Below are 26,683 nucleotides of genomic sequence, written 5' to 3'. Positions count from 1 at the left end.
ATGCCTCAGAACCGATGCCGCAGCCCGACCGCGTACTGGGTCTGGCGCCACGCAGGGTCAGCCCAGGCGCCGCGCAGCTGCCCGAGAATGGCGTACACATTGGTGCGCTTGGAGAGGTCGTGCGCGTAGCCGACCGAGGCGATGTGCTGCCGGTGCGTGGCTCCCTGGCGGGCGAGCGCGCCGTTGGCCGGCAGGCTGGCTTGCCACGAGGCCATGATCGTGCCGGGGCCGACGCGCCACCCGAGTCCGGCGAGCAGGCCGTGCACGGTGCTGCCGGGAAAGTAGGGCGTCTGGCCGGGCGAGGGCGCGGCGGGGATCGTCGAGCCGTGCCGCATATAGGAATAGCCCAGATAGAGCGTGGCGGGCCCGAGGGCCTGGCGCGCGGCGAGCGAGGCCGACCACGGCTGCGCCGGCGCGCCCGCGGCGGCCATCGCGCGGCCCTCCGTGGTGCCGGCGGCCCAGCGCGCGCCTTCGTAGGTCAGTGCCAGCGCGGAGGCGCCGTCGTCGTAGCCCAGCGCCGCGCTGCTGAGCCGGTTGGAGGCGTTGGTGGCGAAGCCGCCGCCCGCACCGGCGTCGAAGCTGTGGTCGACCGCCACGCGCCACGGCGCGGCGAGCGGCAGGCGCCAGGCAAGCGTGTTGTCGGCGCGGTTGGCGTTGAACGGCAGCAGTGCGGTCTGCGCGCCCAGGCTCAGGTACGAGGCCAGGAACGGATCGAATTCGCCCAGCAACTCCGACGACACCGAGGTCTGGCGGCCGGCGCGCAGCTCGCCCCAGCCGCCGCCCAGCCCGATCCACGCGGCCCGGCCGAACAGACGGCCGCCCTGCGCGCTGCGGCCGTTGTTGGCCAGCGTGCCGCTTTCGAGCTGGAAGCGGGTGTAAAGCCCGCCACCGAGGTCTTCGCGACCGCGCAGGCCGAAGCGCGAGCCCGATTGCATGCCGCTCTGCATGCCGTGAGAACTGCCCCTGTCGCGGTCGTCGATGCCGGCCAGGCCCAAATCGACCACGCCGTACAGCACCGGCGCGTCGGCCCAGGCCGCGGGCGCGGCGAGGCTCAAGGCCAGCGCGGCCGCGCGCAAGGAATGCGCCTGCGTCATGGCCGGCCTCACAGGTACTTGAGCCAGGCGATGTCGCGGCGCTGCGCCTTGAGGCGGCCGAAGGCGCGCACCGGCCAATAGAGCGCCACGGCGAGTGCGAGCGTGAGCAGCCACAGCATGCCGACGCCGTCGACGCCGAAGTACTGGCCGTGGTTGGCGCCCCACACGGCCAGCGCGGCGAGATAGAGCAGCTTCAGCACGTAGAGGTGCAGGATGTAGAAGAACATGGGAGCCGCGCCATAGACGCACAGCACGCCCACCGGCGCGCGCCTGCCGAGGCGTTCGAGCCAGGCCAGCAGCAGCAGGCCCAGGCCGAGCGTGAGCAGCAGGAAGAACAGCGAGGGCGGATACTTGGTGATGTTGATGAAGCTCATCAACGAGCGCAACGCGTCGTCCTGCACGCTCCAATCCTGGGCCTGGCCGTAGGCGTTGAACGCGCGCAGCACGACGAACAAGGCGATCGCGCCCAGGCCGGCCAGGCACAGCCGGCGCTGTCGGGTTGCGGGCGCAACCGTCCTGGCGAACCAGGGGCCCGCGGCATAACCCAGCGCAATCACGCCGATCCAGGGCAGCACGGGGTAAGAGGTGCGCAGGCGCAGGCCTTCGCTCACCTCGAGCCAGCCGCGATCGTGCAGGATGGCCCACGGCACGAAGCCGGGCTCGCCTGCTGCGAAATGGATGCCGTCCAGCAGGTTGTGGCCGGCGACCAGCAGCACGGCCACCGCGATCAGGGCGGGGCGCGGCAGGCGCACCAGCAGCGCGAGCGCCAGCATCGACAAGCCGATGGCCCAGATCACCTGCAGATAGACCACGGCGGGCGGAAACTGGAAGGTCCACGCGAAGTTGATGACCGTGAATTCGAGTGCCACGAGAAACAGGCCGCGCTTGGCGAGAAAGGCGCTGGTGGCGTTCAGGCTGCCGGCTTTCTGGCCATACAGCCATGCCGACAGACCCGTCAGGAACACGAACACCGGTGCGCACAGATGCGCGAGCAGGCGCGAGAAGAACAGGTCGGGCGGGGTGTCGGCCACGTTCATCGGGTCGCCCACCTGCGCGTGCAGATAGACGGTCTCGCGCACGTGGTCGAGCAGCATGATGAGCATCACCAGGCCGCGCAAGGCGTCGATCGATTGCAGGCGGGTGGACGGGGCGGGGGAGAGCGCGGAGGCGGAAGAACCGGTCATGGGTACGGCAAAGGCGGGGGCCGGCTGGGCGGCGGGACAGCGAAGGGACGGCAAGCGCCGACGGCCGCGAGTGTAATGTAATAACATAACACTCGCAAGCCGGTTGTCAGCTTCGCCGGGCAGCGCGCGGGCATAATGCAAACGACTCCGCCGCTCGTCTGCGGCGCCGCAGGGGCGGCGTCCGGCCGCCGGCTTCTCGCTGCTGTCTTTCCCATGCCTTCGCTGCAACTGTTCCTGCTGTTTCTCGCCGCCGACATGGCGCTCAAGCTCACCCCCGGTCCGGACATGGCGCTCACGCTCACGCGCGGCATGACGCAGGGCTTTCGCACCGCCTGGTACAGCGTGCTGGGCACGTTTTCCGCCGGCCTGGTGCAGATCCCGCTGGTGGTGCTGGGCCTGGCCGCCGTGTTCAAGCAGTCGCCCGAGCTGTTCATGGCCGTGAAGCTGGCGGGCGCGTGCTACCTGATCTATCTCGGTGTGAAGGCGCTGCTGCGCAGTCGCCGCGCGGGCGCGCTGGCGTCGAGCAATGCGCACGGCGAGGGGCGCGATGCCTATGTGCAGGGCTTCATGACGAACCTGCTCAATCCCAAGGTGTTCATTTTCCTGATCGCGTTCCTGCCGCAGTTCACCGATCCCGCGCTGGGCCCGGTGTGGCTGCAGATGCTGTCGCTCGCGGTGTTCTCGAAGCTGATGGGCTTGATCACCGGCGCCGGCTTCGCCTATGGCGCCTCGCGCATCCGCGGCTGGCTCACGCGCAACCCGTGGTTCCTGCGCGCGCAGGAGGGCGTGTTGGGTGCGACCATGATCGCGATTGCGGGCTACCTGGTGTTCAACCGCAACGAGGTCGCGCGTTGACGGCGCGCGAGGCCGCCGGTCCGCACAGCTGGAAACACGAGCCCGCACCCGCGCGACGCGAGCCGCTGGGATTCAGTGCGCATTACGATGCCGCCATGGTGGCCCGGATGCGGCTGGGCGAGATCCCGGCCGACATGGACGACCGCTGGTTCATCTATTTCGATGCGGGATGGCTGCGCTTTCACCGCAGCTGGACCGGCGTGTGGATCTACGCGCTGCAGATGCAGGACGACGGGCAGGGCGGCTGGAACGTCGTCGACTCCTGGGTCAACCGCGACCCCACCCAATACCGCATGGAAGACATCCCCGCCGACCGCGAGTCGCTCGCCCGCATGATCGACTACCGCTTCACCCCCAAACCCTGACCCCTCCAAACAAAGGTGTCAGACTGCATTTTCCGATCCCGCGCTGCTCAAAACAAAGGTGTCAGACTGCATTTTTGCGGTCTGCTGCGCGGCGGGAAAATGTAGTCTGACACCTTTGTTTGGTGCTCCTCATGCCGCGGAAATTGCAGTCTGACACCATTGTTTTCGGCCTCGGCATGGCGCGGGCGCGCGCGTGTCCAGCGGTGAGCAGCTATCCGCCGCGTGCCGATCGGACGGCCGCGGCAACAACGGTGTCAGACTGCATTTTCTGATCCCGCGCTGCTCACAACAAAGGTGTCAGACTGCATTTTTGCCGCTTGCTCGCGGGACGGAAAATGTAGTCTGACACCTTTGTTTGGTGCTCCGCTTGCCGAGAAAAATGCAGTCTGACACCTTTGTTTGTGGGGTGGGTGACAGTGGAAATTGCAGTCTGACACCTTTGTTTGGAGGCGGGCTGTCGGGATAATTGCAGTCTGACACCTTTGTTTTGGAGCCGGCCTCGGGGTCGGCTTTTTTGTGGGCAGGTTTAGGGGCGGGGAGATGGTTGCGTGCACAAACAATTGGGCACGACCGTCACGTGGTTGTAGCAGTCGATACCTAGACTGTGCGCTCCGATTGAATCCCAAAGAGGACACAACCTGTGAAATCCCTGATCCGCACCGCGGCGGCACGCGCCTGCCTGCCCGCTCTCCTGCTGTCGGCCGCAAACGCCCACGCAGCCACGCCCAGCTCCACCGTTCAGCTCTATGGCCTGATCGACGTGGGCGTCCAGACCCTGACCCATGGCCCCGAAGGGCGATCGAAGACCGGCATGTCGTCCGGCAACATGAACGGCTCGCGCTGGGGCCTGCGCGGCACCGAAGACCTGGGCGATGGCCTGAAGACGGTCTTTGCGCTCGAGTCGGGCTTCGACGTCGGCAACGGCAAGACGCTGCAGGGCGGCCGCCTGTTCGGCCGCCAGGCCTACGTGGGCCTGGCCGACCGCCGCTTCGGCACCCTGACGCTGGGCCGCCACAACACGCTGATGATCGACTGGATGAGCAAGTTCAATCCGTTCGAGAACGCCACCTACGGCGGCAAGCGGATCGACCCTGCGTTCTCCGACCGCATGGACAACTCGATCAAGTACACCAACAAGCTCGGCCCGGTGTCGGTCGGCGCCTACTACAGCTTCGGCTGGAACAACGACCAGAGCTGGACCGACACCAACACCGGCCGCATGATCGGCGGCGGCCTGCGCTACCAGAGCGGTGGCTGGGACGCCGCGGTGCTGTACCACACCAAGCGTGCCGACGCGCCCAAGGCGCCGGCCGACAGCGGCAACCGTGAAGACCGCATCCTGGCCGCGCTCGCCTACGACTTCGATGGCGTGAAGGTCTACGGCGGCTATCGCTGGCTCGAGCAGAAGCTCACCCAGCGCGACTACGTCAGCCGCCTGTACTGGGTCGGCGCCGCCTGGCAGGCCACGCCCGCGACGCGTCTGTCGCTGGCCGTCTATCACATGGACGGCAATACCTGCGACAACATGAACGGCGTGTCGTGCCCCGCGGTGCAGGGCGACCTCGACGACCAGAAGCCCACGCTGCTGGTGCTCGGCAGCGAATACGACCTGTCCAAGCGCACCACGCTGTATGCGCTGGGCTCGTATGCGCTCAACCACAACGGCTCGTCGGTCAGCGTGATCGGCGGCAAGTACGGCGTCAACGTCGAGCCGGGCCGCAACCAGCTGGGCGTGGCCGTCGGCCTGCGCCACCGCTTCTGATGGCGGCGGCGCCAATCCGCGGCGCCGACGTGGCAGTGCGTGGCCTGCGCCACGCCTACCACGGGCACGTCGTGCTGGCCGGGGTCGATCTCGAGGTGCCGGCCGGCACGGTGCTTGCCTTGCTCGGCCCCTCGGGCTGCGGCAAGAGCACGCTGCTGAAATCGCTGGCCGGCCTGCTGCGTCCGGACAGCGGCGCAATCGCGTTCAGCGGGCGCACGATGTGCGCGCCGGGCGCGTTCGTGCCGCCCGAAGGGCGCGACCTGGGCATGGTGTTCCAGGACTACGCGCTGTGGCCGCACATGAGCGTGGCGCAGAACGTGGCGTTTCCGCTGGCGATGCGGCGCGTGCCGCGCGCCGAGCGCGAGGCCCGCGTGGCCGACGCGCTGGCGCTGGTGGGCCTGTCGCACCTCGACGCCCGCCGCCCGTCGCAACTGTCGGGCGGGCAGCAGCAGCGCGTGGCGCTTGCGCGCGCCATCGTGGCCCAGCCCGCGCTGCTGCTGTTCGACGAGCCTCTCTCCAATCTCGACCGCGACCTGCGCGAATCGCTCTGCACCGAAATCGGTGCGCTGCTGCGCCGTCTCGGCACGACCGCCGTCTATGTGACGCACGACCACGATGAAGCCCATGCGCTGGCCCACCAGGTGGCCCGCATGGAGGCAGGGCGTGTGACGGCTGTCATAAATACTTAAAGGAATCTTCATAAAATGGTCGCCCCCGTTTCCTCCCGGACGATGATTCGTCTCCTTATGGCACTCACCCTCGGCGCCGGCGGCGCAGCCCACGCGGATACGCCCGCCCGGGCGCTCACCGTGTACACGGCCGGTCCCGGCACTTTGATCAAGCAGCTCGCCGAGGGCTACACCAGGCAGACCGGCGTGCGCGTCGACGTGTTCCAGGCCACCACCGGCAAGGTGATGGCGCGGCTGGAGGCCGAAGCCGCCAACCCGCGCGCCGACGTGCTGATCTCGGCCTCGTGGGACACCGCACAAGACATGGACGCGCGCGGCCTGCTGCTGGCGCACCAGAGCGCCAACGCCGCCCGTGTGCCCGAGCGCTTGCGCACCGCCACCTACGTGGCGCAAGGCATCTCCGCACTCGGCATCGTCTGGAACAGCAGCACCGGCACGCCCGAACCGGCCGACTGGGCCGACCTGGCCACGCCGGCCTACAAGTCGGCCGTGACCATGCCCGACCCGGCCCTGTCCGGCGCCACCATCGACCTGCTCTTGGGCCTGCAGAATGCGCAGGGCGACGCGCCCTGGAAGTTGCTCGCGCAACTGCGCGACAACGGCATGACCGTCTCGGGCCCCAATGCCCAGGCGCTCACCCCGGTGCTGCAGGGCGCCAAGGCCGCCGTGTTCGGCGGCGTGGACTACGTCGCCTACGCCAGCATCCAGAAGGGCGAGAAGATCAAGGTCATCTTCCCGCAGAGCGGCACCGTGATCGCGCCGCGGCCGATGATGATCCTCAAATCGAGCCGCTCGCCCGAGCAGGCGCGTGCCTTCATCGACTACGTGCTGTCCGAGCCCGGCCAGGCCGCCGTGGCCGACGCCTGGCTGATCCCGGCGCGCGAGGACGTGGCCGCGCGCCGGCCGCCGATGCGCGACATCAAGGTGCTCGAGGCCGGTGCGGGCGAGGCCCAGGGTGGCCGCGAGCAGGCGCTCGCGCGCTTCGCCAAGCTGTTCGGCCAGCACTGATCCCGAACGGCGCAACGCCATGAAAAGCGTTTATCTGTTGGCGGCTGCCGTGGCAGCCGCCCTGATGGTGCTCGTCGCGCTGCCGGTGGGTTTCGTGGCGCTCCAGGCCGTCTTCCCGCACCTGGGCGAGGGCTCGCTGCGGGCGCCGTTCGGCGCCTGGCCGCAGGCGCTCGGCGATCCCGCGCTCTGGAGCCTGCTGGGCCAGACGCTCGGGCTCGGCCTGGGCGTGGCGGCGGTCGCGGGCGCCATCGGGCTGCCGCTGGGCACGCTGCGCGGCCTGTGCCGCCTGCCCGGCGCGCGGCCCTGGGACCTGCTGTTCCTGTTGCCGTTCCTGCTGCCGCCGTACATCGCCGCCTTGTCGTGGACGATGGCGCTGCAGCCGCGCGGCTACCTCTGGCAGCTCACCGGCACGGACCTCGGCGGCCTGCTGCATTCGCGGCTGGGCGTGATCCTCATCATGGGCCTGAGCGCGTTCCCGGTGGTGTACTTCGCGGTGTCGCGCAGCATGGCCGCCAGCGGCGCCCGGCTGGCGCAGGTGGCGCGCGTGTGCGGCGCGAGCGCGGCCACGGCCTTCATGCGGGTGACCTTGCCGCTGGCGCTGCCGGCCATCGCGGCCAGCCTGTTGCTGGCGTTCACGCTCGCCATCGAAGAATACGGCGTGCCGGCGGCGCTCGGTGCGCAGGCCGGCGTGTCGGTGCTCACCACCGCGATCGAACGGCGCCTGGCGGACTGGCCCATCGACCTGTCGGGCGCGGCGCTGCTGTCGCTGGTGCTGGTGGCGCTCGCGCTCACGGCCTTCGCCGTGCAGCGTGCCGTGCTGGCCGGCCGCAACTTCGACACCACGAATGGCAAGCCGGTGCCGCTCGCGCACGCGGCGCTGGGCGCCTGGCGCTGGCCGGTGCTGGCCCTGTTCGCGCTGGTCGCGTTCGCGGCCGCCGGCGCGCCGCTGGCCGCGATGGCGATCAGCGCGCTGCAGCGCACGCTGTCGGGCGGGCTGGCGCCGGGCAACTTCACGCTTGCGAACTTCGCCGCGCTGTTCGGCGCCGATGCCGATGCCTTCGGCGCGCTGGGCACCAGCCTGGCGCTCGCCGCGGGAGCGGCCGTCCTGACGGGTGCGCTGGGTTTCCTGGCGGCCTGGCTGGTGGCGGGCCGGCACGTGCGCGGCGCGGCAGCGATCGATGCGCTCGCGTTGCTGCCGGCGGCCTTGCCCGGCGTGGTGGTGGGGGTGGGGCTGATCCTGGCCTGGAACCAGCCGTTCTGGCCGGCGACGCCGTATGGCACCTGGGTGTTGCTGCTGTGTTCCTACAGTTGCCTGCTGTTGCCCTATCCGATGCGCTATGCCAGCGCGGCGCTGGCCCAGCTCGGGCCGACGCTGGAGGCCAGCGCGCGGGTACATGGCGCGGGCGTGCTGCGCGCGCTGTGGCACGTGACGCTGCCGCTCACCGCGCCGAGCGTGATCGCGGCCATGATGATGGTGTTCGCCGTGGCCTCGCGCGAGCTCGTCACCTCGCTGCTGCTGGCGCCGGCCGGCATGCAGACGGTGTCGATCTACGTCTGGCGCCAGTTCGAACAGGGCTCGGTCGGCGCCGGCATGGCGATGGCGACGCTGGCCGTGATCCTCAGCCTCGCGCTGATGCTGGCCGGCCTGAAGCTGCAGGCCCGCCACGCGGCCAAGGTGTAGGCGCGCGGCGGCGTGCAAGGCAGGGCGCGGGGATCGGGGGTGGCAGGGCGGGGCGGCGAACCCGACCCGGCCACCGCCGCGCCCCGGCCAGCGTGCAAGGCAGGGCGCCGCAGCGGCCCTTCCGAACGACGCGAAAGGCCACTGCGCCGCGCTCAACCCACCAGCTTGCCCGCGCGCGGATCCTTCTTCGCCAGGCGCGCCAGCAGGTGGTCGACCTCGGTGCGCGCCACGGCCGACATCGGCGCGGCCGGCTTGCGTTGCGCGGCCGAGCTCAGCACGCCGCGGCGCATCAGGATGTACTTGCGCACGGCCAGGCCCACGCCGGGCTGCTGCTCGTAGCGCAGCAGCGGCAGGTGGGCGTCGAACAGGTCGTGCGCCGCCTCGCGGTCGCCCTGCGCATTGAGCCTGACGATGTCGACCAGCATGTCGGGGAAGGCGTAGCCGGTGTTGGCGCCGTCGGCGCCGCGCTCGACCTCGTAGTCGAGGAACAGGCCGTTGTTGCCGCACAGGATCGAGATGTGGCGCAGCTTGCCTTCCTTCTCGAGCGCGCGCAGCGACGAGATCTTCTCCAGGCCGGGCCAGTCTTCGTGCTTGAGCATCACGCACGAGGGCAGCTCGTCGACGATGCGCTTGATCACGCCCACGCTCATCTGCACCGAGAACGTCAGCGGGTAGTCCTGCAGCACGAAGGGCACGTCGGCGCCGATGGCCTCCACGGCCTGGCGGTAGTAGTTCACGATCTGGTCGTCGGTGCGCAGCGTGTTGGGCGGCGCGATCATGACGCCGGCCGCGCCGCGCGCCATTACCTCGTGCGTGAGCGCGCGCATGGCGGCGAAGCCGGGCGCGGACACGCCCACGATCACGGGCAGCTTGTCGGCCCGGCCGATCACCTGGCTCGCCACCTCGAGCGATTCGGTGTGCTCGAGCTTCTGGGCCTCGCCCAACTGGCCCAGCACGGTCACGCCGGTGGCGCCGATGGAATGATAGAAGTCCATCATGCGGTCGATCGAGGCGGTGTCGATGCGGCCGTCGTCGAAGAACGGGGTCGGTGCGATCGGGTAGACGCCTTTGGCGTCGGAAGTCAGCAGCGGCATGGGGTGTTCCTCCTTGTAGGTCTGTCTCAAGCGTAATGGCGGGGCGCCGGTGCAAGCGCGCCCCGGTGTCAGATGCTCTGGATCATGCCGCCGTCGACCCGCAGGGTCGAGCCGGTGATGTAGCTGGCCTGCTGGCTCGCCAGGAAGGCGACCACGCCGCCGTACTCCGCCGGCTTGCCGTAGCGGCCGGCGGGAATGCTGGCCGTGCTTTCCTCGGCCACCGACGCCACGCTGCGGTTCTCGCGCTTGGCGCGCGCCTCGTCCAGAAACTGGATGCGGTCGGTGGCGATGCGGCCGGGCAGCACGATGTTGACCGTGATGCCGTCCTTGCCGACTTCGCGCGCCAGGGGCTTGGACCAGCCGACGATGGCCAGGCGCAGCGAGTTCGAGATGCCGAGGTTGGCGATGGGCGCGATCACGCCCGACGACGTGCTGGTGATGACGCGGCCCCAGCGGCGCTCGCGCATGCCGGGCAGCACGCGGTCGGTGATGGCATAGACCGGCAGCACCATGCTGTCGAAATACTTGCGCCAGGCGGCCGGATCCTGGCCGCCGGCCGGCGTGGGCGGCGGGCCGCCCGTGTTGTTGACCAGGATGTCGACGGGGCCGAGCTGGCTCTCGATGCGGCCGATGTGGGCCTCGATGGCGCCGAGGTCGGCCAGGTCCCATTGCAGCGCGAGGGCCTTGCCGCCCGCGGCCTCGACGGCGGCGGCCGTGCGTTGCGCCGCGTCCAGGTCGATGTCGGCCACGGCCACCTGCGCGCCCTCGGCGGCCAGCGCCTGCGCGATCGCGCCGCCCAGCCCGCCGCCGGCGCCCAGTACCAGCGCGACTTTGTTTGAAATTCCGAGATCCATGGTGCTGCTCCAGTGAGCGGCGACGCCTGTTGCGCGGCCGCGGGTCGGGCCGGCGCCGGGGCGCGCGGCCGGGCTGCCGGCACGGGCCGGTCGGCTCGATACAGGAGCCGGCAGAATATGGCCTCGTGCGTGTGCGCCCGGGGCTCGGGCGGCGCGGCAGCGATTTCCTGTATTCTGCGGCGTGGTGCAGGCTCCCGGCAAACGAAGCTTTTTCGGGATTTTCAGGAGTAAATGGAATGAATCCGCGCAAGCTCACGCCGTCGATGTCGCTGCTGCTGGCCTTCGAGGCCGCCGCCCGCCACCAGAGCTTCACGCGCGCCGCCCATGAGCTCTCGACCACCCAGAGCGCCATCAGCAAGCAGGTGCAGGCGCTGGAGGCATTGATCGACGTGGCGCTGTTCGAGCGCACCGGACGCCGCATCGCGCTCACCGAGGTAGGCGCGATGTACCAGCGCGAGCTGTCGCATCACCTCGCGGGCGTGCGCAACGCCACGCTGCAGGCCATCGCGTTCCGGCCCGGCGCGGGCGCGCTGCACCTCGCGGTGCTGCCCATCTTCGGCACCAAATGGCTGCTGCCGCGCTTGAGCGACTTCTACAAGCGCTACGGCCAGGTGCAGGTGCACATCCATTCCCGGGTGGGCCACGTCGACCTGGAGCGCTCGGGCATGGACGCCTACATCGCGGTGGGCGACGGCACCTGGCCGGGATGCCGCGCGCATCTGCTGATGGACGAGCACCTGGTGCCCATCATCAGCCCGGCGCTGCAGGCCGGCGGCCCGCATGCGGCGGCGCGCGACCTGGCGCGCCATCTGCTGCTGCGGGTCAAGGCCCGGCCGGAAAACTGGACGCGCTGGTTCGCGGCGCGCGGGATCCCCGCCAACCAGTTGCGGCCGGGCCCGGATTTCGAGCTGACCTCGCACCTGATCCAGGCCGTGATCGCCGGCATCGGCGTGGGGCTGGTGCCGCGCGACTTCGTCGAGGAGGAGTTGCGCGCGGGCACCGTGCGGATCGCGATGGCGGGCGAGATGCCCGATCCGCTCGGCTACTACCTGATCTACCGCGAGGACCGCGCCGGCTATCCGCCGCTGGCGCAGTTCCGCGACTGGGTCACCGCCCAGGCCGAGATCGCCGCGCAGGCGGGGGTGTGACGCCGCACCGTCACGCGGCCGGCGCGCGGCGAGACCGTTGCACCGCTCGATGCTTCATCCGTCCGATCTGCCGGCGCCGCGGCGCACGGCCGCCAGCCCCTTGCGCTCCAGCGTGCGCAGCTCGGCCGCGGACAGGGTGTAGTCGGTGCTGTCCAGCAGGCGTTCGAGGGCGAAGTCGATGAACAGCCGCACGCGCCGCGGCATGTTGCTGCGGTTGGCATACCAGATGTGCAGGCCGCGCCTGTCGTTGACCCGGTCGGTGAACAGCGGCACCAGCTCGCCGGCGCGCAGCCGGCCGACGGCATTGATGCTGTCGATCAGGCCGATGCCGAAGCCGGCCAGCACGCCCTCCATTTCGGTCTCGGGCTCGTTGGCGCAGAAGACCGGCGTGACGTTGCGATAGACCGTCATGCCGTCGATCTTGAATTCCCAGGGCAGCAGCCGGCCGGTGGTGGGGCTGCGGTAGCCGGTGCAACGGTGGCCGGCCAGCGCGTCGAGATCGGCCGGCACGCCGGCCTCGCGCAGATAGGCCGGCGCCGCACACACGATGTCCTGGATCGGGAACAGCTGGCGCGTGACCACCTGCGCCTCCGGCGCGCTGCCGGCACGAAAACCCACGTCGATGCGCTCGGCCACGAGGTCCGAGAACTTTTCGTCGAGCACCAGCTCGACCTCGATGCGCGGATGGCGCGCATGAAATGCCCGCAGCAGCGGCATCAGCACCTTGCGGCCGACCGGCGTGGCCGCGCCGATGCGCACCAGGCCCTGCTCGTCGCCGCTGGCCTGGCGCGCGCCGGTCAGCACCCGCTGCAGCGCATCGAGCCGGGGCTTGACCGCCTCGAGGAAACGCTGGCCGTCTTCGGTGAGGGTGTTGCTGCGGGTCGTGCGATGGAACAGCCGCTGGCCGAGGTGGTGTTCGAGCTGCCGGATGCTCTTGCTCACCGCCTGTGGCGTCATGCCCTGCGATAGCGCCACCTGGTTGAAACTGCCGAGCTCGGCCACCCGCACAAAGATCGATATCGCACGCAGTTCGTTCATGGCTGTCGCGCCGGCAAACGGAAGAGGCCTCCATTATGACAACTTTCGGTTGTGAATGATTTGCCTGTTGGCCAACTACTGGAGATGAGTGGATCTGCCTAAAGTTCGCACCATGGCGCTGCGCATCGCGGCGCGACAACCCAACGGGAGATCAGCATGAACGCAATCAATCAGGATCTGGCCGGCCGCGTGGCCGTGGTGGTGGGCGCGTCCAGCGGCATCGGCCTGGCCAGCGCGCGGCTGCTGGCGGCGCGCGGCGCACGCGTGGCGCTGCTGGCGCGCCGTGCCGAGCGGCTGGCCGAGGCCGTGGCCGAGATCGAGGCCGCGGGCGGCCAGGCCATGGCGCTGGCCACGGACGTGACGGACCAGGCCTCGGTGGACGCGGCGGCGGCGCGGGTGGCCGCCGAATGGGGCCGCGCCGACCTGGTGTTCAACAACGCCGGCGTGATGTTGCCCGGCGCGATCGAAGACCGCCGGCTGGCGGAGTGGGAACAACAGATCGATCTGAACGTGACTGGCGTGATGCGCGTGATCCATGCCTTCGTGCCGCAACTGGCGCAGGCCGCGGCCGAGGGCGCGCCGGCCGACCTGATCAACACCTCGTCGATCTGCGCCCAGGGCCTGTTTCCGTACTTCGCCACCTATAGCGCCACCAAGGCCTATGTGAGCCACCTGACGCGCCACCTGCGCATCGAGCTGGGTCCGAAGAACATCCGGGTGGCGATGATCGAGCCCGGCATCGTCGCGACCGAGCTGCAGGATCACGTGACCTTCCAGGGCGCGCTCGACTGGCTGACGCAGGCCGGCGAGCAGATCGAGTTCCTGCAGCCGCAAGACGTGGCCGAGGTGGTCGGCTTCCTGGCCGGTCTGCCCAAGCGGGTCAATCTGCAGCAGGTGGTGGTGATGCCGACCCGGCAGGGGCAGTGAGCGCGCCGCTCAGCGTGCGCCGGCCTGCTCCAGCAGGCGGGCGGTGGCGGTGTGGCCGCGCTGGCGCGCGTGGGTGAGCGGGCTCACGCCGTCGCCATCGGGCAGGTTGACGTCGGCGCCGTGCGCAATCAAGAGGGCCACGATCTCCTGGTGGCGCGGCCCGCCGTCGCTCAGCAGGATGGCTTCGAGCAGGCCGGTCCAGCCCAGGCGATTGACGTGGTCGGGGTCGACGCCGGCCTCGAGCAACAGCTTCACCGTGGCGACGTGGCCGCGCTCGCAGGCGGGGATCAGCGCGGTGCCGCCGTAGCGGTTGGTGCTCTTGAGATTGGCGCCGTGCTCGATGGTGGCGCGCACGATGTCGAGCTCGCCGCGCGCGCCGGCCAGCAGATAGGCGCTGTCCTGCATGTCGTTCTTCAGGTTGACGTCGGCGCCGGCCTCGATCAGCACCAGCGCGGTGGTGGTGTGGCCTTTCGCGGTGGCCAGCAGCAGCGGCGTGTTGCCGGCGGCGTCGCGCGGATCGATGGCAGTGCCGGCGCGCAGCAGCGTGCGCACCGCGTCGTTGTCGCCGAGGCGCGCGGCCGCCAGCAGCGCCTCGGGCTGCGGTTCGGCGCCGGCCGGCGTGGCGGCGCCCAGCGTGAGCGCGAGGCAGAGGGCGGAAAACAGGCTGGACAGCGGGGTCAGGCGGCGCACGGGGTCTCCTCGATGGCGGGGCGGCCGGGCCGCGGCTCGGGGTCGAGGCGGCCGGCGCGGCGTTGCGAGACTGTAGCAAACCCGCTGCGCGGGCCGGCCCGCCGGGCGATGCGCCGCCGGCGTGATGCTGATAGGCGCGCGGGCTAGGTGCCACCCTGTTCGAGGTTGAACGCGTACTGTTCGGCCACCGGCACCGGCTTGCGCGCGCTCGTGGCCGGCGCGCCTTCGCGCGACCACAGGAACGGAAAGAAGCTCATGCACTGGTCGCCCGGCAAGGCGGCGACCTCGGCCTGCCACTCGGGCCAGCGCAGGTCGGCGTAGAACTGCGCCAGCCGGCCGCTCAGCGCCCATTGCAGGAAGTCGCCGTAGCCGATCTCGAGCGGCTCCCATTCGAGCGAATCGGGCGCCCAGTAATAGAGCGCGCCCGCATCGTCGCCCAAGGCGCCGCCGTTGAGCGCGAAGAAGCCGCCCGCGGCGTCGTCGGCCACCAGCAGCAGGCCCTGGCCGCGGGTCTCGTTCCAGGACAGCAGGTCGCGCGTGAGGCGCGCATGCCCGGAGCCGAGCACGCGCAGCCAGCCGTGATCGATCAGCAGGCCGCCGGTGTCGTGCGCCACCGCGCCCAGGGGCGAGCGGGTGGTGACCTGCAGCCCCAGCAACACCGTGTCGCGGCGTTCGGAGGGCGGCAGGATCTCGCACGTGACGGCGGATTCGTCGGCCCACTGGCGGAGCAGCGGCAGGGCGGGTTCGGTCGTGTTGATCAGTTCGTGCAGCGGTTTCATGCGCGTAAGCCTACCTGAATCAGCAGGCAGGCACCGGCATGCCGGCCACCGGTATGCCGGGGTCCCACGCCGCCGTCGGCGCCGGCGCGCTGCGCGACTGCGTGGCGAAATCCAGCAGGATGGCGCGCGCGTGCGGCGCCTCCTCGGCCGCGTCCATCATGGCCTGCGGGTCCAGCCCTTCGCCGTGCAGGGCATCGGCGCGCCGGGCGATGCAGGCGCGCAGCAGCGCCGGCGTGAACTCGGGATGGAACTGGGTCGACAGCGCGCGCGGACCGTAGCGCAGGATCTGGTGCGGATCGTGAGCGGACGACGCCAGCACCCGGGCGCCGGCCGGCACGCGCAGCACGCTCTGTTCGTGCGTGAGATGGGCGCGGAACACCGGCGGCAGGCGGCCGAGCAGGCTGTCGTTGCGCGCCGCATCGGCCAGCGTCACCGTGTGGCAGCCGAGTTCGCGGCCGCGCGGGTGGTAGTCGACCTCGCCGCCCAGCGCGTGCGCCATCAGCTGATGGCCGTAGCACACGCCCAGCAGCGGCGCTTCGATGGCCATGGCCTGGCGGATCCACTCGGCGGTGGCCTCGCTCCAGGGATGGCGGTTGGTCACCATGGCCCAGGATCCGGTGATGACGGCGGGCACGGCGGGATCGGGCGGCGGCAGGGGCTCGCCGTCGAACACGCGCACGACGCGCACCTCGCCGGCAACGGGCGCCAGCGCCAGGCGGAACCAGCTGGAAATGTCGCCGCAGGCGTCGCGGATGACCGCGGGCGCCGTGCCGGCCTGGATGATGAGCACCGGATGACCTCGACAGGACGGGCCGGGCGCGCATGCGCGGCGCGCCGGGCAAAGCCGGCACTATAGCCAAAACGCCGTGCCACCGCGCGCGCCGTGGACCAAAGAAAAATGCCGCGCCAAAGCGCGGCATCCTCGGCCGGGTCGTGCCGTGCCCCGCGCGTCAGCGCGCGACCTTGGCGGGGCCGCGATAGCGCTCGAGCCAGTGGGCGTAGGGCGGCGGCAGGATCCAGTCGGGGCGGTCGAGCTTGAGCTCCTGCGCCATGCGGTAGGCATAGTGCGGGTTGGCCAGGTGGGCGCGGCCCACCATCACCAGGTCGAGCTGCTCGCGGGCGACCATGCGCTCGGCATCGGCCGACGCGTCCATGCCCCAGGCCGAAGCCACCGGCAGGCCGGCCTCGCGGCGCACGCGTTCGGCGACCGGGGCGAGGAAGGCCGGGCCCCAGGGAATCTGGGTCTGCGGGATCACGAAATTGACGCTCACGCTCAGCAGGTCCAGCCCGCCATCGCACATGCGGCGCGTGAGTTCGATCGATTCGGCCAGCGTCTCTTCGTCGCGGCCGTCGTATTCGATCACGCCGAAACGCGCGGTCAGCGGCAGGTTCTCGGGCCAGACTTCGCGCACCGCGGCCAGCGTTTCGAGCAGGAAGCGGCCACGGTTGTCGAAGCTGCCGCCGTATTGGTCGGTGCGCTGGTTGCTGTGGGGCGAGAAGAAGCTCTGCGCCAGGTAGCCGTGGGCGAAGTGCAGCTCCAGCCATTCGAAGCCGGCATCACGGGCGCGGCGCGCCGCGGCGGCGAAATCGGCCTTGGTCCGCTCGATCTCGGCCAGCGTCATCTCGCGCGGCACCTTGGGCAGGCCGGCGCCGTAGGCGATGGCCGAGGGGGCCACGGGCTGCCAGGCGCGCGGGTCGCCGTCGGCGATGTGGTCGTCGCCTTCCCAGGGGTTGTTGGCGCTGGCCTTGCGGCCGGCATGGCCGATCTGGATGCCGGGCACGGCGCCCGCGGCCTTGATGCTGGCGGCGATGCGGGCCATGCCTTCGGCCTGCGCGTCGTTCCACAGGCCGGTGCAGTCCGGCGTGATGCGGCCTTCCGGCGCGACGGCGGTGGCTTCCACGATCACCAGGCCGGCGCCGCCGCGGGCGATCGACGGGTAATGGACCTGGTGCCATTCATTGGTGAGGCCGTCGACGGCGCTGTACTGGCACATCGGCGGGACGGCGATGCGGTTGCGCAGCGTCACGTCCTTGAGGGTGAACGGGGTGAAGAGGGCGGGCGTACTCATGGGAATCATCGACTCGTTGCTACGGGGGCAGGCGCACGGCGGCGGCCCCCGGGGTTGGGCGTGCGGCAGGTTGGCGCGGTGCAACATTCCTGCCTGCGGTGCACGCAGTCTAGGCCGGCCCAGGGTATATTGGAACTAATCAAAGCTTATGGATTTGATAAATATCCCTTATGTTGAACACGCAATGGCTCAATACCTTCCGCACCGTGGCGGAAACGGGCGGCTTCACCCGCGCGGCCGAGCGGCTCGACCTGACCCAGGCCGCGGTGAGCCAGCACATCCGCCATCTCGAGGGTGAGCTGGGCCCGCTGCTGATCCGCCGCACGCGCCAGATCGAGCTCACGCCGGCGGGCATGGCGCTGCTGGAATACTGCAACGAGCTGGAGCAGGCCGACCGCCGCCTGCACGGCCGGCTGGCCGATGCCGACGCCTGCAAGGGCGAGGTGAGCCTCATCACGCCGGGCAGCATCGGCCTGGCGCTCTATCCGCTGCTGCTCGATTTCCAGCAGTCGCGGCCCGGGCTGGCCGTGCGGCACCGCTTCGCGCCCGACCAGGAAGCACTCGACGGCGTGCTGAGCAAGGACTACGAGATCGGCCTGGTCACGCTCAAGCCCGACGATCCGCGCCTGGTGGCCGAGCCCTTCATGGAGGAGCCGCTCGAGCTGGTGGTGCCGGCCGGCCAGTGCCCGCACCACTGGGCCGACCTGGAACGGCTCGGCTTCATCGATCATCCCGATGGCCAGGCGATGGCGACGCGGCTGCTGTCGCGCCGGTTTCCGGGCAACCCGGGCGTGCGCAGCCTGCCCGTGAATGGCTACAGCAACCAGGTGGCGCTGCTGCTGGAGCCGGTGGCGCGCGGGCTGGGCTTTACCGTGATTCCGCAGCACGCGCGGCTCTGCTATGCGCGGCAGGAGGCGCTGGAGGTGGCCGATTGCGGTCCGCCGGTGGCCGACACGCTGTGGTGGATCCATCGTGCCGAGTGGCCGATGTCGGTGCGCGCGCGCCACGTGATCGAGTACCTGCATGGCTGCATGGCGCAGCCGTCGCAGACGCGGCGGGCGGCCTGAACGCCGGGGCGTCCAGGCGCCCGGTTTCAGAGCAGGAAGGGCAGGCTGGTGAGGGAGCTGGCCGCGCCGACGCCGCCCAGCGCCATGACGTCGCGCCGGGCGCAACCCTCGCCGCGTGAACTCCAGGCCGCATAAAAGCTCGACAGCGCGAGCAGGGCCAGGGCAATACCGAATCCGAACATGATCGTGACACTCCAGGGACCCGCGCCGCGAGGAGTGCGGCGCCGGGCTCGATGAGACCGCGATCATGCGTTCAGGTTCCCGTCAGGGTAGAGAATCCGGTGCCGCGGCGGGGGCAGCCGTGGCGCGCCGACGCGCCCGGGCCAGGCGCAGCCGGTCCAGCGCCAGATAGACCACCGGCGTGGTGTAGAGCGTGAGGAACTGGCTGATGGCCAGGCCGCCCACGATGGCCACCCCGAGCGGGCGGCGCAGCTCCGACCCTTCGCCCAGGCCCAGCACCAGCGGCAGGGCGCCGAGCAGGCCGGCCAGGTTGGTCATCACGATCGGCCGCAGCCGCAGCAGGGCGGCCCGGTGGATGGCCACCTCGGGCGAGAGCGCCTCGCGCCGCTCCAGGGCGAGGGCGAAGTCGATCATCAGGATCGCGTTCTTCATCACCACTCCCACCAGCAGGAACAGCCCGAGCAACGCGATCAGCGTGAACTCGATGTCGGCCAGCCGCAGCGCCAGCAGCGCGCCGATGCCCGCCGAAGGCAGGGTCGAGAGGATGGTGAGGGGGTGCAGCGGGCTTTCGTACAGGATGCCCAGCACCAGGTAGATCGCGACCAGCACGGCCAGGATCAGCCAGGGCTGGTCCTGCAGCGCCTTCTGGAAGCTGCGGGCACTGCCGCCCAGGCGGGTCTGGATCTCGCTCGGCACCATCAGGCTGGCCATCTTCGCGTCGATCGCGGCCAGGCCCTGTTCGAGCGACACGCCGGGGGCGAGCGAGAAGCCCACCCCGGTGGCCGCGAACATGCCGTCGTGATAGACGCGGTCGTTGACCATGCCGTAGTCGTAGGTCGCGAACGCGGTGAGCGGCACGCGCCGGCCGTCCGCGGCCAGCACCTGCACGCGTTCGAGCACGGCCGGATCCTCGGTGTAGCGCGGGTCCAGCTCCAGCACCACGCGGTACTGGTTCATGGCGTCGTAGAGCGTGGCGACCTGGCGCTGCGAGAACGAGTTGCCGAGCACGCTGGCGATGGTCTGCATGTCCACGCCCAGGCGCTGCGCCGCCACCCGGTCGATGGTGATCAGCACCTGCTGCGTGGCGGCGTCGCCGACCGCGTCCACGCCTTCGAGTTCGGGCATGTCCTGCATGCCCTTGGAAATCGTGCGCGCCCATTGGTTGAGCAGCGTGACGTTGCTGCTCAGGATGGCGAGCTCGTGGTCGCCCGAGGCGTCGAAGCCGCCGGGCATGCGCAGGTCCTGGTCCACGTTGATGAAGAACATCCCGCCCGCGACCTGGGGCTCGTTGGCGCGCAGCCAGTCGATCACCTGCTGCGAGCTCTGCTTGCGTTCGGAGGCCGGTTTCAGGCGGATCAGGAACAGCGAATTGCTGATGCCGAGGTTGCCGCCGTTGTAGCCGATCACGTCCTGCACGGCCGGGTGCCTGAGCACCAGCTGGCGGTAGGCGTCGATCTTGGGCTGCATCACCTGGAACGAAAACCCGTCGTCGCCGCGCACGAAGCCCATCAGCTGGCCGGTGTCCTGGGTCGGCAGAAAGCCCTTGGGCGCCTGCAGGTAGAGCACCACGTTCAGGCCGATCACGGCGGCCAGCGCGGCCAGCGTGATGCGAGGATGGCGCAGCGTGCGGTCCAGCGTGCGGCCGTAGCCGGCCTGCAGGCGCTCGAACAGGCGGTCGAGTCGGCGCGGCGGTCGGTCGGCGGGGGCGGGTCGCAGCCAGGCGGCGCACAGCGCCGGGATGATGGCCACGGCGACCACCAGCGACAGCAGCGTGGCCGCCACCAGCGTGATCGAGAACTCGCGGAATAGCCGCTCCACCAGCCCGCCCATGAACAGGATGGACACGAACACCACGGCCAGCGCCACGGTCATGGCGATCAGGGTGAAGCCCACCTCGCTCACGCCGCGCAGCGCCGCGCGCCGCGGCGACAGGCCGCGTTCCATGTGGCGGCGGATGTTCTCCAGCACCACGATGGCGTCGTCCACCACCAGCCCGGCGGCCACGATGAGCGCCATCAGCGAAAGATTGTTGAGCGAGAAGCCGGCGGCATACATCACGGCGAAGGTGGCGACCAGGCTGACCGGGATCGCCACGCTCGGGATGGCGGCGGCGCGCAGGTCGCCCAGGAACAGCCACACCACGAAGATCACCAGCAGCGTGGCCAGCCCGAGCGTGAGATGGGCCTCGGCCAGCGTGCCCTTGATGCCGGGCGAGCGGTCCAGCACCACGGTCAGGTCCACGTCGGCCGGCATCAGCGCGCGCAGGCCGGGCAGGGCCGCGTCGATGGTCGCGATGGTGTCGATGATGTTGGCGCCGGGCTGGCGGCTGATGGTCAGCACCACGGCCGGGTTGTCGTTGTGAAAACCGCTGCTGTAGCGGTTCTCCACCGAATCGCTCACGCGCGCCACCTGGCCGAGCCGGATCACCGCGCCGTCCTGGTGGCGGATCACCAGGGCCTGGTACTCGCTCGCCGTACGCGGCTGGTCGGGCAGGCCGACCTCCCAGCGCTGTGCGGCGTGGGCGTCGCCGCCCTCGATGCTGCCCTGCGGCTGCAGCGGCGCGGCGTCGCCGATGGCCTCGCGCACGTCGTCGAGCGCCACGCCGTAATGCGCCAGGGCGTTCGGGTTGACCTGCACGCGCACCGCCGGCAGCGAGCTGCCGCCGAGCGTGACTTCGCCCACGCCCGGGACCTGCGACAGGCGCTGCGCGATCACGGTCGAGCCGAGGTCGTAGAGCTCGCCCGCCGGCCGCGTGGCAGAGCTGAGCGCGAGCGCCATGATGGGCGCCTGCGACGGGTTCACCTTGCGATAGCTGGGGCGCGACGGCATGCCCGAGGGCAGGTCGGCCTGAGCCGCGTTGATCGCGGCCTGCACGTCGCGCGCGGCCTGGTTGATGTCGCGGTCGAGCTCGAACTGCATGAAGACGCGGGTCGCGCCCTGGTTGCTCGACGAGGTCATGGAGGTGACGCCGGCGATGCTGCCGAGCGCGCGCTCGAGCGGCGCGGCCACGGTGCTGGCCATGCTCTCGGGGCTGGCGCCCGGCAGCTCGGCGCGCACCTCGATGGTGGGGAAGTCCACCTGCGGCAGGGGCGCCACCGGCAACAGCCGCCAGGCCACCATGCCCAGCAGGACCAGCGCCAGGCCGAAGAAGCCGCAGGCGACGGGGCGCTTGACGAGGGCGCGCATCATGGCTGGCGGGCCGGCGCCGCCGCCGGCTTGCGCTGGCCCAGCCGGTGGAAGAACAGATACACCGCGGGCGTGGTGAACAGCGTCAGCACCTGGCTCACCACCAGCCCGCCCACCATCACCAGGCCGAGCGGCTGGCGCAGCTCGGCGCCCGAGCCGCTGGCCAGCATGAGCGGCAGCGCGCCGACCAGCGCGGCCAGCGTGGTCATGAGGATGGGCCGCAGGCGCAGCAGCGCCGCTTCGCGGATCGCGGCCAGCGGCGCGAGGCCGCGCTGGCGCTCCGCCTCGAGGGCGAAGTCCACCATCATGATGCCGTTCTTCTTGACCAGCCCGATCAGCAGGATGATGCCGATCACCGCGATCAGGTCGAGCGCGCGGCCCGACAGCAGCAGCGCCAGCAGCGCGCCGACCGTGGCCGAGGGCAGGGTGGAGAGAATCGTGACCGGGTGGATCGCGCTCTCATAGAGCATGCCCAGCACCAGGTACATGGTGACCACGGCGGCGAGCATGAGCCAGAGCGTGTTCGACAGCGAGGCTTCGAAGGCGGCGGCGGCGCCCTGCAGCCGCAGCTCGACGCTGGCCGGCATGGCGATGGCGCTGCGCGCGGCCTCGATCGCCTGCACCGCCTCGCCCAGCGACGCGCCCGGCTGCAGATTGAACGACAGGTTTACCGCCGGGAACTGCCCCAGGTGGCTGATCGACAGCGGCGCGGCGCGTTCCACCACGGTGGCGAGCGCGGACAGCGGAATCGGCTGGCCGGCGGCGGTCTGCAGGTGGACGCGTTCGAGCGCCTGCGGGTCGGCGGCGAGCGCGCGGTCGATCTCCAGCACCACGCGATACTGGTTCGACTGCGTGAAGAGCGTGGCGATCTGGCGCTGGCCGAAGGCGTTGTAGAGCGCCTGCACCACGTCGTCCATGGTCAGGCCCAGGCGCGCGGCGGTGTCGCGCGACACCTGCAGATAGGCCTGGCGGCCGCCGGCCTGCAGGTCGGCCGAGACCTCGGCCAGCACCGTCGAGCCCGCCAGCTCGCGCAGCAGGGCATCGGTCCAGTGCGACAGCAGCGCGCCGTCGGGCGAGGTGAGGGTGAACTGATACTGGCCGCGGCCGACGCGGTCTTCGATGTTGAGCTCCTGCACCGGTTGCAGATACAACTGCATGTGCGCCACGCCGGCGGCACGCTGGTTCAGGCGGGCGATGATCGCGTCCAGCGGCGCGCTGCGCTCGCGCCAGGGCTTGAGATTGATCAGCAGCCGGCCGGTGTTGAGCGTGGTGTTGATGCTGTCCACGCCGATGAAGGACGACAGGCTCTGCACGTCCGGGTCGTCGAGCAGGGCGGCGGCCATGGCCTGCTGGCGCTGCGCCATGCTGGCGTACGACACGCTCTGCGACGACTCGGTCACGCCCTGCAGCACGCCGCTGTCCTGCACCGGGAAGAAGCCCTTGGGCACCGCCAGATAGAGCAGGGCGGTGAGCGCCACGGTGGCGAGCATCACCAGCAGCGTGAGCTTCTGGTGGCGCAGCGTCGCATCGAGGCAGCGGCCGTACCAGGCCTGCAGGCGGTCCATCACACCGTCCCGGCGCTCGGCATGGTCGGGCAGCAGGTAGGCGCACATCATCGGCGTGAGGGTGAGCGAGACTGCCAGCGAGATCAGGATCGCCACCGCCAGCGTGATCGCGAACTCGCGGAACAGCCGGCCCACCACGTCCTCCATGAAGAGCAGCGGGATCAGCACGGCGATGAGCGAGAGCGTCAGCGACACCAGCGTGAAGCCGATCTGGCCGGCGCCCTTGAGCGCGGCGGCGAGGCGGTTCATGCCCTGTTCGCGGTAGCGCGCGATGTTCTCCAGCATCACGATGGCGTCGTCCACCACGAAGCCCGCGCCGATGGTGAGCGCCATCAGCGTGAGGTTGTTGGTGGAGAAGCCCGCCAGGTGCATCACGCCGAAGGTGCCGATCAGCGACAGCGGCACGGCCAGGCTCGGGATCAGCGTGGCGGGCAGGTTGCGCAGGAACAGGAAGGTCACCATCACCACCAGGCCGACGGCGAACATCAGCTCCCATTGCACGCCGCGCACCGAGGCGCGGATGCTTTCTGTGCGGTCGGTCAGCACCTGCAGCCGGGCCGCCGCGGGCAGCGAGGCCGTCAGTTGCGGCAGCAGCGCCTTCACCTGGTTGGCCACCTCGATCACGTTGGCGCCGGGCTGGCGCTGGATGTTGATGAGGACGGCGGGCTGGCGGTCGACCCAGGCGGCCAGGTAGCGGTCTTCGGCGCCGTGCTCGATGCGGGCCACGTCGCCCAGTCGCACCGGCGCGTCGTTGCGCCAGGCCACGATCAGGTCGCGGTACTCGTCGGCGCTCTGGAGCTGGTCGTTGGCGTCCATGATGACCGAGCGCACCGGCCCGTCGAAGCTGCCCTTGGGCTGGTTGCTGTTGGCCTTGTTGATCGCCTCCTGCACGTCGGCCAGCTGCAGGCCGCGCGCGGCCAGCGCCATCGGGTTGACCTGCACCCGCACGGCCGGACGCTGGCCACCCGCCACGCTCACCATGCCCACGCCCGAGAGCTGCGAGAGGCGCTGCGTCATGCGCGTGTCGACCAGATCGTGCACCTCCGGCAGCGGCATCGTGTCGGAGGTCACGGCCAGGGTGAGGATGGGCACGTCGGCCGGATTGACCTTGCGGTAGACCGGCGGGGCGGGCAGGTCGTCGGGCAGCAGGCTGCCGCTGGCGCTGATGGCGGCCTGCACCTCCTGCTCGGCCGCGCCCAGCGGCACGGTGAGGGCGAACTGCAAGGTGATCACCGACACCCCGGCGCCGCTCGACGAGGCCATCTGTTTGAGGCCGGGGATCTGGCCCAGGCGCCGCTCCAGCGGCGCGGTCACGGCGCGCGCCATCACGTTCGGCCCGGCGCCCGGGTAGGCGGTGGTGACCTGGATGATGGGGTAGTCGACCTGCGGCAGCGCGGCCACCGGCAGCATGCGCCAGGCCAGGATGCCCGAGAGCAGCAGCGCGATCGTCAGGAAGCTGGTGGCGACCGGGCGCAGGATGAAGGGGCGCGAGAGACTCATGATTGCGGTTCCTGCTCGGCCAGCACCCGTGTGGCGCGGCCTTCGTTCAGGCGGTCCACACCCTCGACCACCACGCGCTCGCCGGCCGCCAGGCCGTCGGTCACCGCGATGCGCCCGCCGCTGGCCAGGCCCACGGCGATCGGCTTGCGGCGCGCCTTGTCTTCGGCGTCGATCACATAGGCGTACGGGCCCTCGGCGCCGTACTGCACCGACGCGGCCGGCACGGTCAGGGACTGGTCTTCCTGCACCAGCGTGACGCGGATGTTGACGAACTGATTGGGGAAGAGCGTGCCGGCGGCGTTGTCGAAGTGGGCGCGCAGCCGCACGGTGCCGCTGCCGGCCGCGATGCGGTTGTCCAGCGCGGTGAGCGCGCCGCGCGCCACGACGCGGCGGTCGTCGGCGTCCCAGGCCTCGACCTCGAGCGTGCCGGCGCGGCCCAGCGCCTGCCGCAGCAGGTCCAGCCGCGAGTCCGGCACGCTGAACATGACGGAGATCGGGCTCATCTGCACCAGCGTGGCGAGGCCCGTGGCGTCGGCGGCGCGCACGTGGTTGCCGGCGTCGATGCGGCGCAGGCCGATGCGGCCCGTGAGCGGCGCCACGATGCGGGTGTGCGACAGCCGGCGTTCGGCCTCGTCAACTCCGGCGCGGTCGCGCGCGAGCTGGCCGCTCAGGCGTTCGACGGCCGTGCGCGCGCCGTCGAGCTGTTGCCGTGCCACCGAGTCGCGCCGCGCCAGCGCCTCGAAGCGGCCGAGGTCGGCACGCGCGTTGTCGAGCTGCGCGCGAGTCTGCGCGAGCCGGCCCTCGGCCTGCGCCAGCGCCAGGCGGAACGGCCGCGCATCGACCTCGGCCAACAGGTCGCCGGCCGCCACGGTCTGGCCTTCGGCGTAGTGCAGCCGCAGCAGTTCGCCGTCGACCTGCGGCCGCAGCAACACCTGGGTGAGCGGGGTGACGGTGCCGAGCGCATGGAGCTGCAATTGCAGCGGCGCGGCGCGCACGCGCGCCACCTCGACGGGCACCGGCTGCTGCGCCCGACCGGGCGGCTTGGGGGAGCCCGGCGCGCGCCACCAGAACCACAATCCGAGCACGACCAGCACCAGCAGGGCGGCATGCACGAGGCGGCGATGGCGGGATGGGCCGGCGTAGGAGGGCTGGGCCATCTGCGCTGACAAAACCATGAAAAGGAGATCCGGCCCGTATTCTATATGATAAGAATGAGAGTCATTCTTTTGTACCGAGGCGGGCCGAGCGCGGCGCAGGACGAGCGGTGCGGGAATCGAGGGCCGGTTCGAGTAGACTCGGGGCACCCGATCCGGGCGGGCGGCACCGGCCCCGCCGGCGCGCTGCGCAAACGGGGCACGCCAGGGGCGAACCCGGCCGACCCCGCGCGGCGCGCCCAGGGCGCTGTCCGTATTCCCTTCCACCAGGCGAGGCACATGAATCCAACGATCAACAAGTGGGGCATCCCGGTTCTGGCGGGGCTGGTCACCGGCTACCTCGTCCAGGGCCCGCTGCAGTTCTGGCTCTACGGCACCGCGCCGTTCCTGGCGCCGCTGCTGGCGCTGGCCGTTGCTGCGCTGGTGGCATGGATCCTGGCGCGGCGCGTGGCCGAGGACCGGCGGCTCGGCTGGGCGCTGGTGACCGTGGGCGTGGCGGTCGGGTTCTACGCCTTCGCCGTCCTGGTGCCGACGCTGTTCCAGCAGGGCGGGCTCGACCGCGACGAGAAGACCGCTGCCTTCTTCGTGTTTCTGATCATGGGCCTGCCGATGATCGTCATCATGCTCGGCCTCATCATCGGCGGCGTGGTGCTGCTGCGCCGCGCCAGGCGCGCACGCCTGCGCTGAGATCCCGGCATCGCGCGCGGCGCGCGCCGGCGGGTTGCGAGACCGAGCCGCGCCGACGCGACGCGAGCCCTCGCGCCGGTGCGACGGTGGCGCGCGAAAGACCCGCG

23 protein-coding genes are annotated in these 26,683 nt (G+C 70.6%); 10 read left to right on the top strand and 13 right to left on the bottom strand.

All coding sequences use genetic code 11. From position 1 onward, the window contains the following. Positions 1-5 precede the first annotated feature (5 nt). Both CEG14_RS10880 and CEG14_RS10875 read right to left on the bottom strand, forming a co-directional pair. Positions 6-1,094, bottom strand: coding sequence for a porin (locus CEG14_RS10880; RefSeq protein WP_094826380.1), 1,089 nt, complete (start codon positions 1,092-1,094; stop codon positions 6-8). 8 nt (positions 1,095-1,102) lie between these two features. After that, positions 1,103-2,278, bottom strand: a complete 1,176-nt coding sequence (locus CEG14_RS10875) for a DUF1624 domain-containing protein (RefSeq protein ID WP_094826379.1) — start codon at positions 2,276-2,278, stop codon at positions 1,103-1,105. 213 nt (positions 2,279-2,491) lie between these two features. Here CEG14_RS10875 and CEG14_RS10870 point away from each other — a divergent pair, with 213 nt between their 5' ends. From CEG14_RS10870 to CEG14_RS10845, 6 genes are all read left to right on the top strand, one after another. Beyond that, entirely contained in the window at positions 2,492-3,133 is a 642-nt protein-coding gene (locus CEG14_RS10870) for a LysE family translocator (protein ID WP_179280583.1), read from the top strand. A gap of 95 nt (positions 3,134-3,228) precedes the next feature. Then, entirely contained in the window at positions 3,229-3,498 is a 270-nt protein-coding gene (locus tag CEG14_RS10865) for a hypothetical protein (protein ID WP_256985639.1), read from the top strand. Between the two features lie 640 nt (positions 3,499-4,138). Beyond that, positions 4,139-5,260, top strand: coding sequence for a porin (locus tag CEG14_RS10860; RefSeq protein ID WP_094826377.1), 1,122 nt, complete (start codon positions 4,139-4,141; stop codon positions 5,258-5,260). 29 nt (positions 5,261-5,289) lie between these two features. Beyond that, complete coding sequence (locus CEG14_RS10855; protein ID WP_256985638.1) at positions 5,290-5,949, top strand: ABC transporter ATP-binding protein; 660 nt, start codon at positions 5,290-5,292, stop codon at positions 5,947-5,949. A 57-nt stretch (positions 5,950-6,006) separates the two neighbouring features. Then, positions 6,007-6,957 carry an ABC transporter substrate-binding protein gene (locus CEG14_RS10850; RefSeq protein WP_218831324.1) on the top strand — a complete coding sequence of 317 codons (951 nt, stop codon included), beginning with the start codon at positions 6,007-6,009 and terminating at the stop codon, positions 6,955-6,957. Positions 6,958-6,976: 19 nt separating this feature from the next. Beyond that, a complete protein-coding gene (locus CEG14_RS10845; RefSeq protein ID WP_094826374.1) occupies positions 6,977-8,638 on the top strand; it encodes an ABC transporter permease in 1,662 nt (553 codons plus the stop codon). Between the two features lie 152 nt (positions 8,639-8,790). Here the strand turns inward: CEG14_RS10845 and CEG14_RS10840 are convergent, their stop codons facing one another. Then, positions 8,791-9,732 (bottom strand): dihydrodipicolinate synthase family protein, encoded by a 942-nt coding sequence (locus CEG14_RS10840; RefSeq protein ID WP_094826373.1) that lies wholly within the window; start codon positions 9,730-9,732, stop codon positions 8,791-8,793. Positions 9,733-9,800: 68 nt separating this feature from the next. Then, positions 9,801-10,586, bottom strand: coding sequence for an SDR family oxidoreductase (locus tag CEG14_RS10835; RefSeq protein WP_094826372.1), 786 nt, complete (start codon positions 10,584-10,586; stop codon positions 9,801-9,803). A gap of 236 nt (positions 10,587-10,822) precedes the next feature. Here CEG14_RS10835 and CEG14_RS10830 point away from each other — a divergent pair, with 236 nt between their 5' ends. After that, on the top strand, positions 10,823-11,734 hold the full coding sequence (locus CEG14_RS10830) for a LysR substrate-binding domain-containing protein (protein WP_094826371.1): 912 nt from the start codon (positions 10,823-10,825) through the stop codon (positions 11,732-11,734). A 54-nt stretch (positions 11,735-11,788) separates the two neighbouring features. Here CEG14_RS10830 and CEG14_RS10825 read toward each other — a convergent pair whose 3' ends face one another. Further along, on the bottom strand, positions 11,789-12,772 hold the full coding sequence (locus CEG14_RS10825) for a LysR family transcriptional regulator (protein ID WP_094826370.1): 984 nt from the start codon (positions 12,770-12,772) through the stop codon (positions 11,789-11,791). A 156-nt stretch (positions 12,773-12,928) separates the two neighbouring features. On the opposite strand from CEG14_RS10825, the gene CEG14_RS10820 reads away from it, so the two are divergent. Continuing rightward, on the top strand, positions 12,929-13,699 hold the full coding sequence (locus tag CEG14_RS10820; RefSeq protein WP_094826369.1) for an SDR family oxidoreductase: 771 nt from the start codon (positions 12,929-12,931) through the stop codon (positions 13,697-13,699). Positions 13,700-13,708: 9 nt separating this feature from the next. Here CEG14_RS10820 and CEG14_RS10815 read toward each other — a convergent pair whose 3' ends face one another. From CEG14_RS10815 to CEG14_RS10800, 4 genes are all read right to left on the bottom strand, one after another. Then, positions 13,709-14,389 carry an ankyrin repeat domain-containing protein gene (locus CEG14_RS10815; protein ID WP_373454188.1) on the bottom strand — a complete coding sequence of 227 codons (681 nt, stop codon included), beginning with the start codon at positions 14,387-14,389 and terminating at the stop codon, positions 13,709-13,711. A 143-nt stretch (positions 14,390-14,532) separates the two neighbouring features. After that, positions 14,533-15,168 (bottom strand): DUF2625 domain-containing protein, encoded by a 636-nt coding sequence (locus tag CEG14_RS10810; protein ID WP_094826368.1) that lies wholly within the window; start codon positions 15,166-15,168, stop codon positions 14,533-14,535. A gap of 19 nt (positions 15,169-15,187) precedes the next feature. Next, complete coding sequence (locus tag CEG14_RS10805; RefSeq protein ID WP_094826367.1) at positions 15,188-15,958, bottom strand: glutamine amidotransferase; 771 nt, start codon at positions 15,956-15,958, stop codon at positions 15,188-15,190. Between the two features lie 160 nt (positions 15,959-16,118). Then, complete coding sequence (locus CEG14_RS10800) at positions 16,119-17,237, bottom strand: NADH:flavin oxidoreductase/NADH oxidase (protein ID WP_094826366.1); 1,119 nt, start codon at positions 17,235-17,237, stop codon at positions 16,119-16,121. A gap of 170 nt (positions 17,238-17,407) precedes the next feature. Here CEG14_RS10800 and CEG14_RS10795 point away from each other — a divergent pair, with 170 nt between their 5' ends. Beyond that, entirely contained in the window at positions 17,408-18,304 is an 897-nt protein-coding gene (locus tag CEG14_RS10795; protein ID WP_094826365.1) for a LysR family transcriptional regulator, read from the top strand. A gap of 26 nt (positions 18,305-18,330) precedes the next feature. Here the strand turns inward: CEG14_RS10795 and CEG14_RS26350 are convergent, their stop codons facing one another. From CEG14_RS26350 to CEG14_RS10780, 4 genes are all read right to left on the bottom strand, one after another. Continuing rightward, positions 18,331-18,486, bottom strand: coding sequence for a hypothetical protein (locus tag CEG14_RS26350; RefSeq protein ID WP_179280582.1), 156 nt, complete (start codon positions 18,484-18,486; stop codon positions 18,331-18,333). An 82-nt stretch (positions 18,487-18,568) separates the two neighbouring features. Further along, entirely contained in the window at positions 18,569-21,673 is a 3,105-nt protein-coding gene (locus tag CEG14_RS10790) for an efflux RND transporter permease subunit (RefSeq protein ID WP_094826364.1), read from the bottom strand. Next, positions 21,670-24,735 carry a multidrug efflux RND transporter permease subunit gene (locus tag CEG14_RS10785; RefSeq protein ID WP_094826363.1) on the bottom strand — a complete coding sequence of 1,022 codons (3,066 nt, stop codon included), beginning with the start codon at positions 24,733-24,735 and terminating at the stop codon, positions 21,670-21,672. Before CEG14_RS10785 ends, CEG14_RS10790 begins: the two co-directional genes overlap by 4 nt. Then, a complete protein-coding gene (locus tag CEG14_RS10780) occupies positions 24,732-25,910 on the bottom strand; it encodes an efflux RND transporter periplasmic adaptor subunit (RefSeq protein ID WP_256985637.1) in 1,179 nt (392 codons plus the stop codon). Before CEG14_RS10780 ends, CEG14_RS10785 begins: the two co-directional genes overlap by 4 nt. Positions 25,911-26,168: 258 nt before the next feature. Here CEG14_RS10780 and CEG14_RS10775 point away from each other — a divergent pair, with 258 nt between their 5' ends. Continuing rightward, positions 26,169-26,576, top strand: a complete 408-nt coding sequence (locus CEG14_RS10775; protein WP_094826361.1) for a hypothetical protein — start codon at positions 26,169-26,171, stop codon at positions 26,574-26,576. Positions 26,577-26,683: the final 107 nt, after the last annotated feature.

The sequence above is a fragment of the Bordetella genomosp. 1 genome, from assembly GCF_002261335.1.
Classification (GTDB): Bacteria; Pseudomonadota; Gammaproteobacteria; order Burkholderiales; family Burkholderiaceae_B; genus Bordetella.
This window is presented reverse-complemented; position numbering and strand designations above follow the sequence as displayed.

Coding starts and splice junctions, on each gene's coding strand:
- CEG14_RS10880 (WP_094826380.1), bottom strand. CDS start 1,094: ATGACGCAGGCGCATTCCTTGCGCGCGGCCGCGCTGGCCTTGAGCCTC.
- CEG14_RS10875 (WP_094826379.1), bottom strand. CDS start 2,278: ATGACCGGTTCTTCCGCCTCCGCGCTCTCCCCCGCCCCGTCCACCCGC.
- CEG14_RS10870 (WP_179280583.1), top strand. CDS start 2,492: ATGCCTTCGCTGCAACTGTTCCTGCTGTTTCTCGCCGCCGACATGGCG.
- CEG14_RS10865 (WP_256985639.1), top strand. CDS start 3,229: ATGGTGGCCCGGATGCGGCTGGGCGAGATCCCGGCCGACATGGACGAC.
- CEG14_RS10850 (WP_218831324.1), top strand. CDS start 6,007: ATGGCACTCACCCTCGGCGCCGGCGGCGCAGCCCACGCGGATACGCCC.
- CEG14_RS10845 (WP_094826374.1), top strand. CDS start 6,977: ATGAAAAGCGTTTATCTGTTGGCGGCTGCCGTGGCAGCCGCCCTGATG.
- CEG14_RS10840 (WP_094826373.1), bottom strand. CDS start 9,732: ATGCCGCTGCTGACTTCCGACGCCAAAGGCGTCTACCCGATCGCACCG.
- CEG14_RS10835 (WP_094826372.1), bottom strand. CDS start 10,586: ATGGATCTCGGAATTTCAAACAAAGTCGCGCTGGTACTGGGCGCCGGC.
- CEG14_RS10830 (WP_094826371.1), top strand. CDS start 10,823: ATGAATCCGCGCAAGCTCACGCCGTCGATGTCGCTGCTGCTGGCCTTC.
- CEG14_RS10825 (WP_094826370.1), bottom strand. CDS start 12,772: ATGAACGAACTGCGTGCGATATCGATCTTTGTGCGGGTGGCCGAGCTC.
- CEG14_RS10820 (WP_094826369.1), top strand. CDS start 12,929: ATGAACGCAATCAATCAGGATCTGGCCGGCCGCGTGGCCGTGGTGGTG.
- CEG14_RS10810 (WP_094826368.1), bottom strand. CDS start 15,168: ATGAAACCGCTGCACGAACTGATCAACACGACCGAACCCGCCCTGCCG.
- CEG14_RS10800 (WP_094826366.1), bottom strand. CDS start 17,237: ATGAGTACGCCCGCCCTCTTCACCCCGTTCACCCTCAAGGACGTGACG.
- CEG14_RS10795 (WP_094826365.1), top strand. CDS start 17,408: ATGTTGAACACGCAATGGCTCAATACCTTCCGCACCGTGGCGGAAACG.
- CEG14_RS26350 (WP_179280582.1), bottom strand. CDS start 18,486: ATGTTCGGATTCGGTATTGCCCTGGCCCTGCTCGCGCTGTCGAGCTTT.
- CEG14_RS10790 (WP_094826364.1), bottom strand. CDS start 21,673: ATGATGCGCGCCCTCGTCAAGCGCCCCGTCGCCTGCGGCTTCTTCGGC.
- CEG14_RS10785 (WP_094826363.1), bottom strand. CDS start 24,735: ATGAGTCTCTCGCGCCCCTTCATCCTGCGCCCGGTCGCCACCAGCTTC.
- CEG14_RS10780 (WP_256985637.1), bottom strand. CDS start 25,910: ATGGTTTTGTCAGCGCAGATGGCCCAGCCCTCCTACGCCGGCCCATCC.
- CEG14_RS10775 (WP_094826361.1), top strand. CDS start 26,169: ATGAATCCAACGATCAACAAGTGGGGCATCCCGGTTCTGGCGGGGCTG.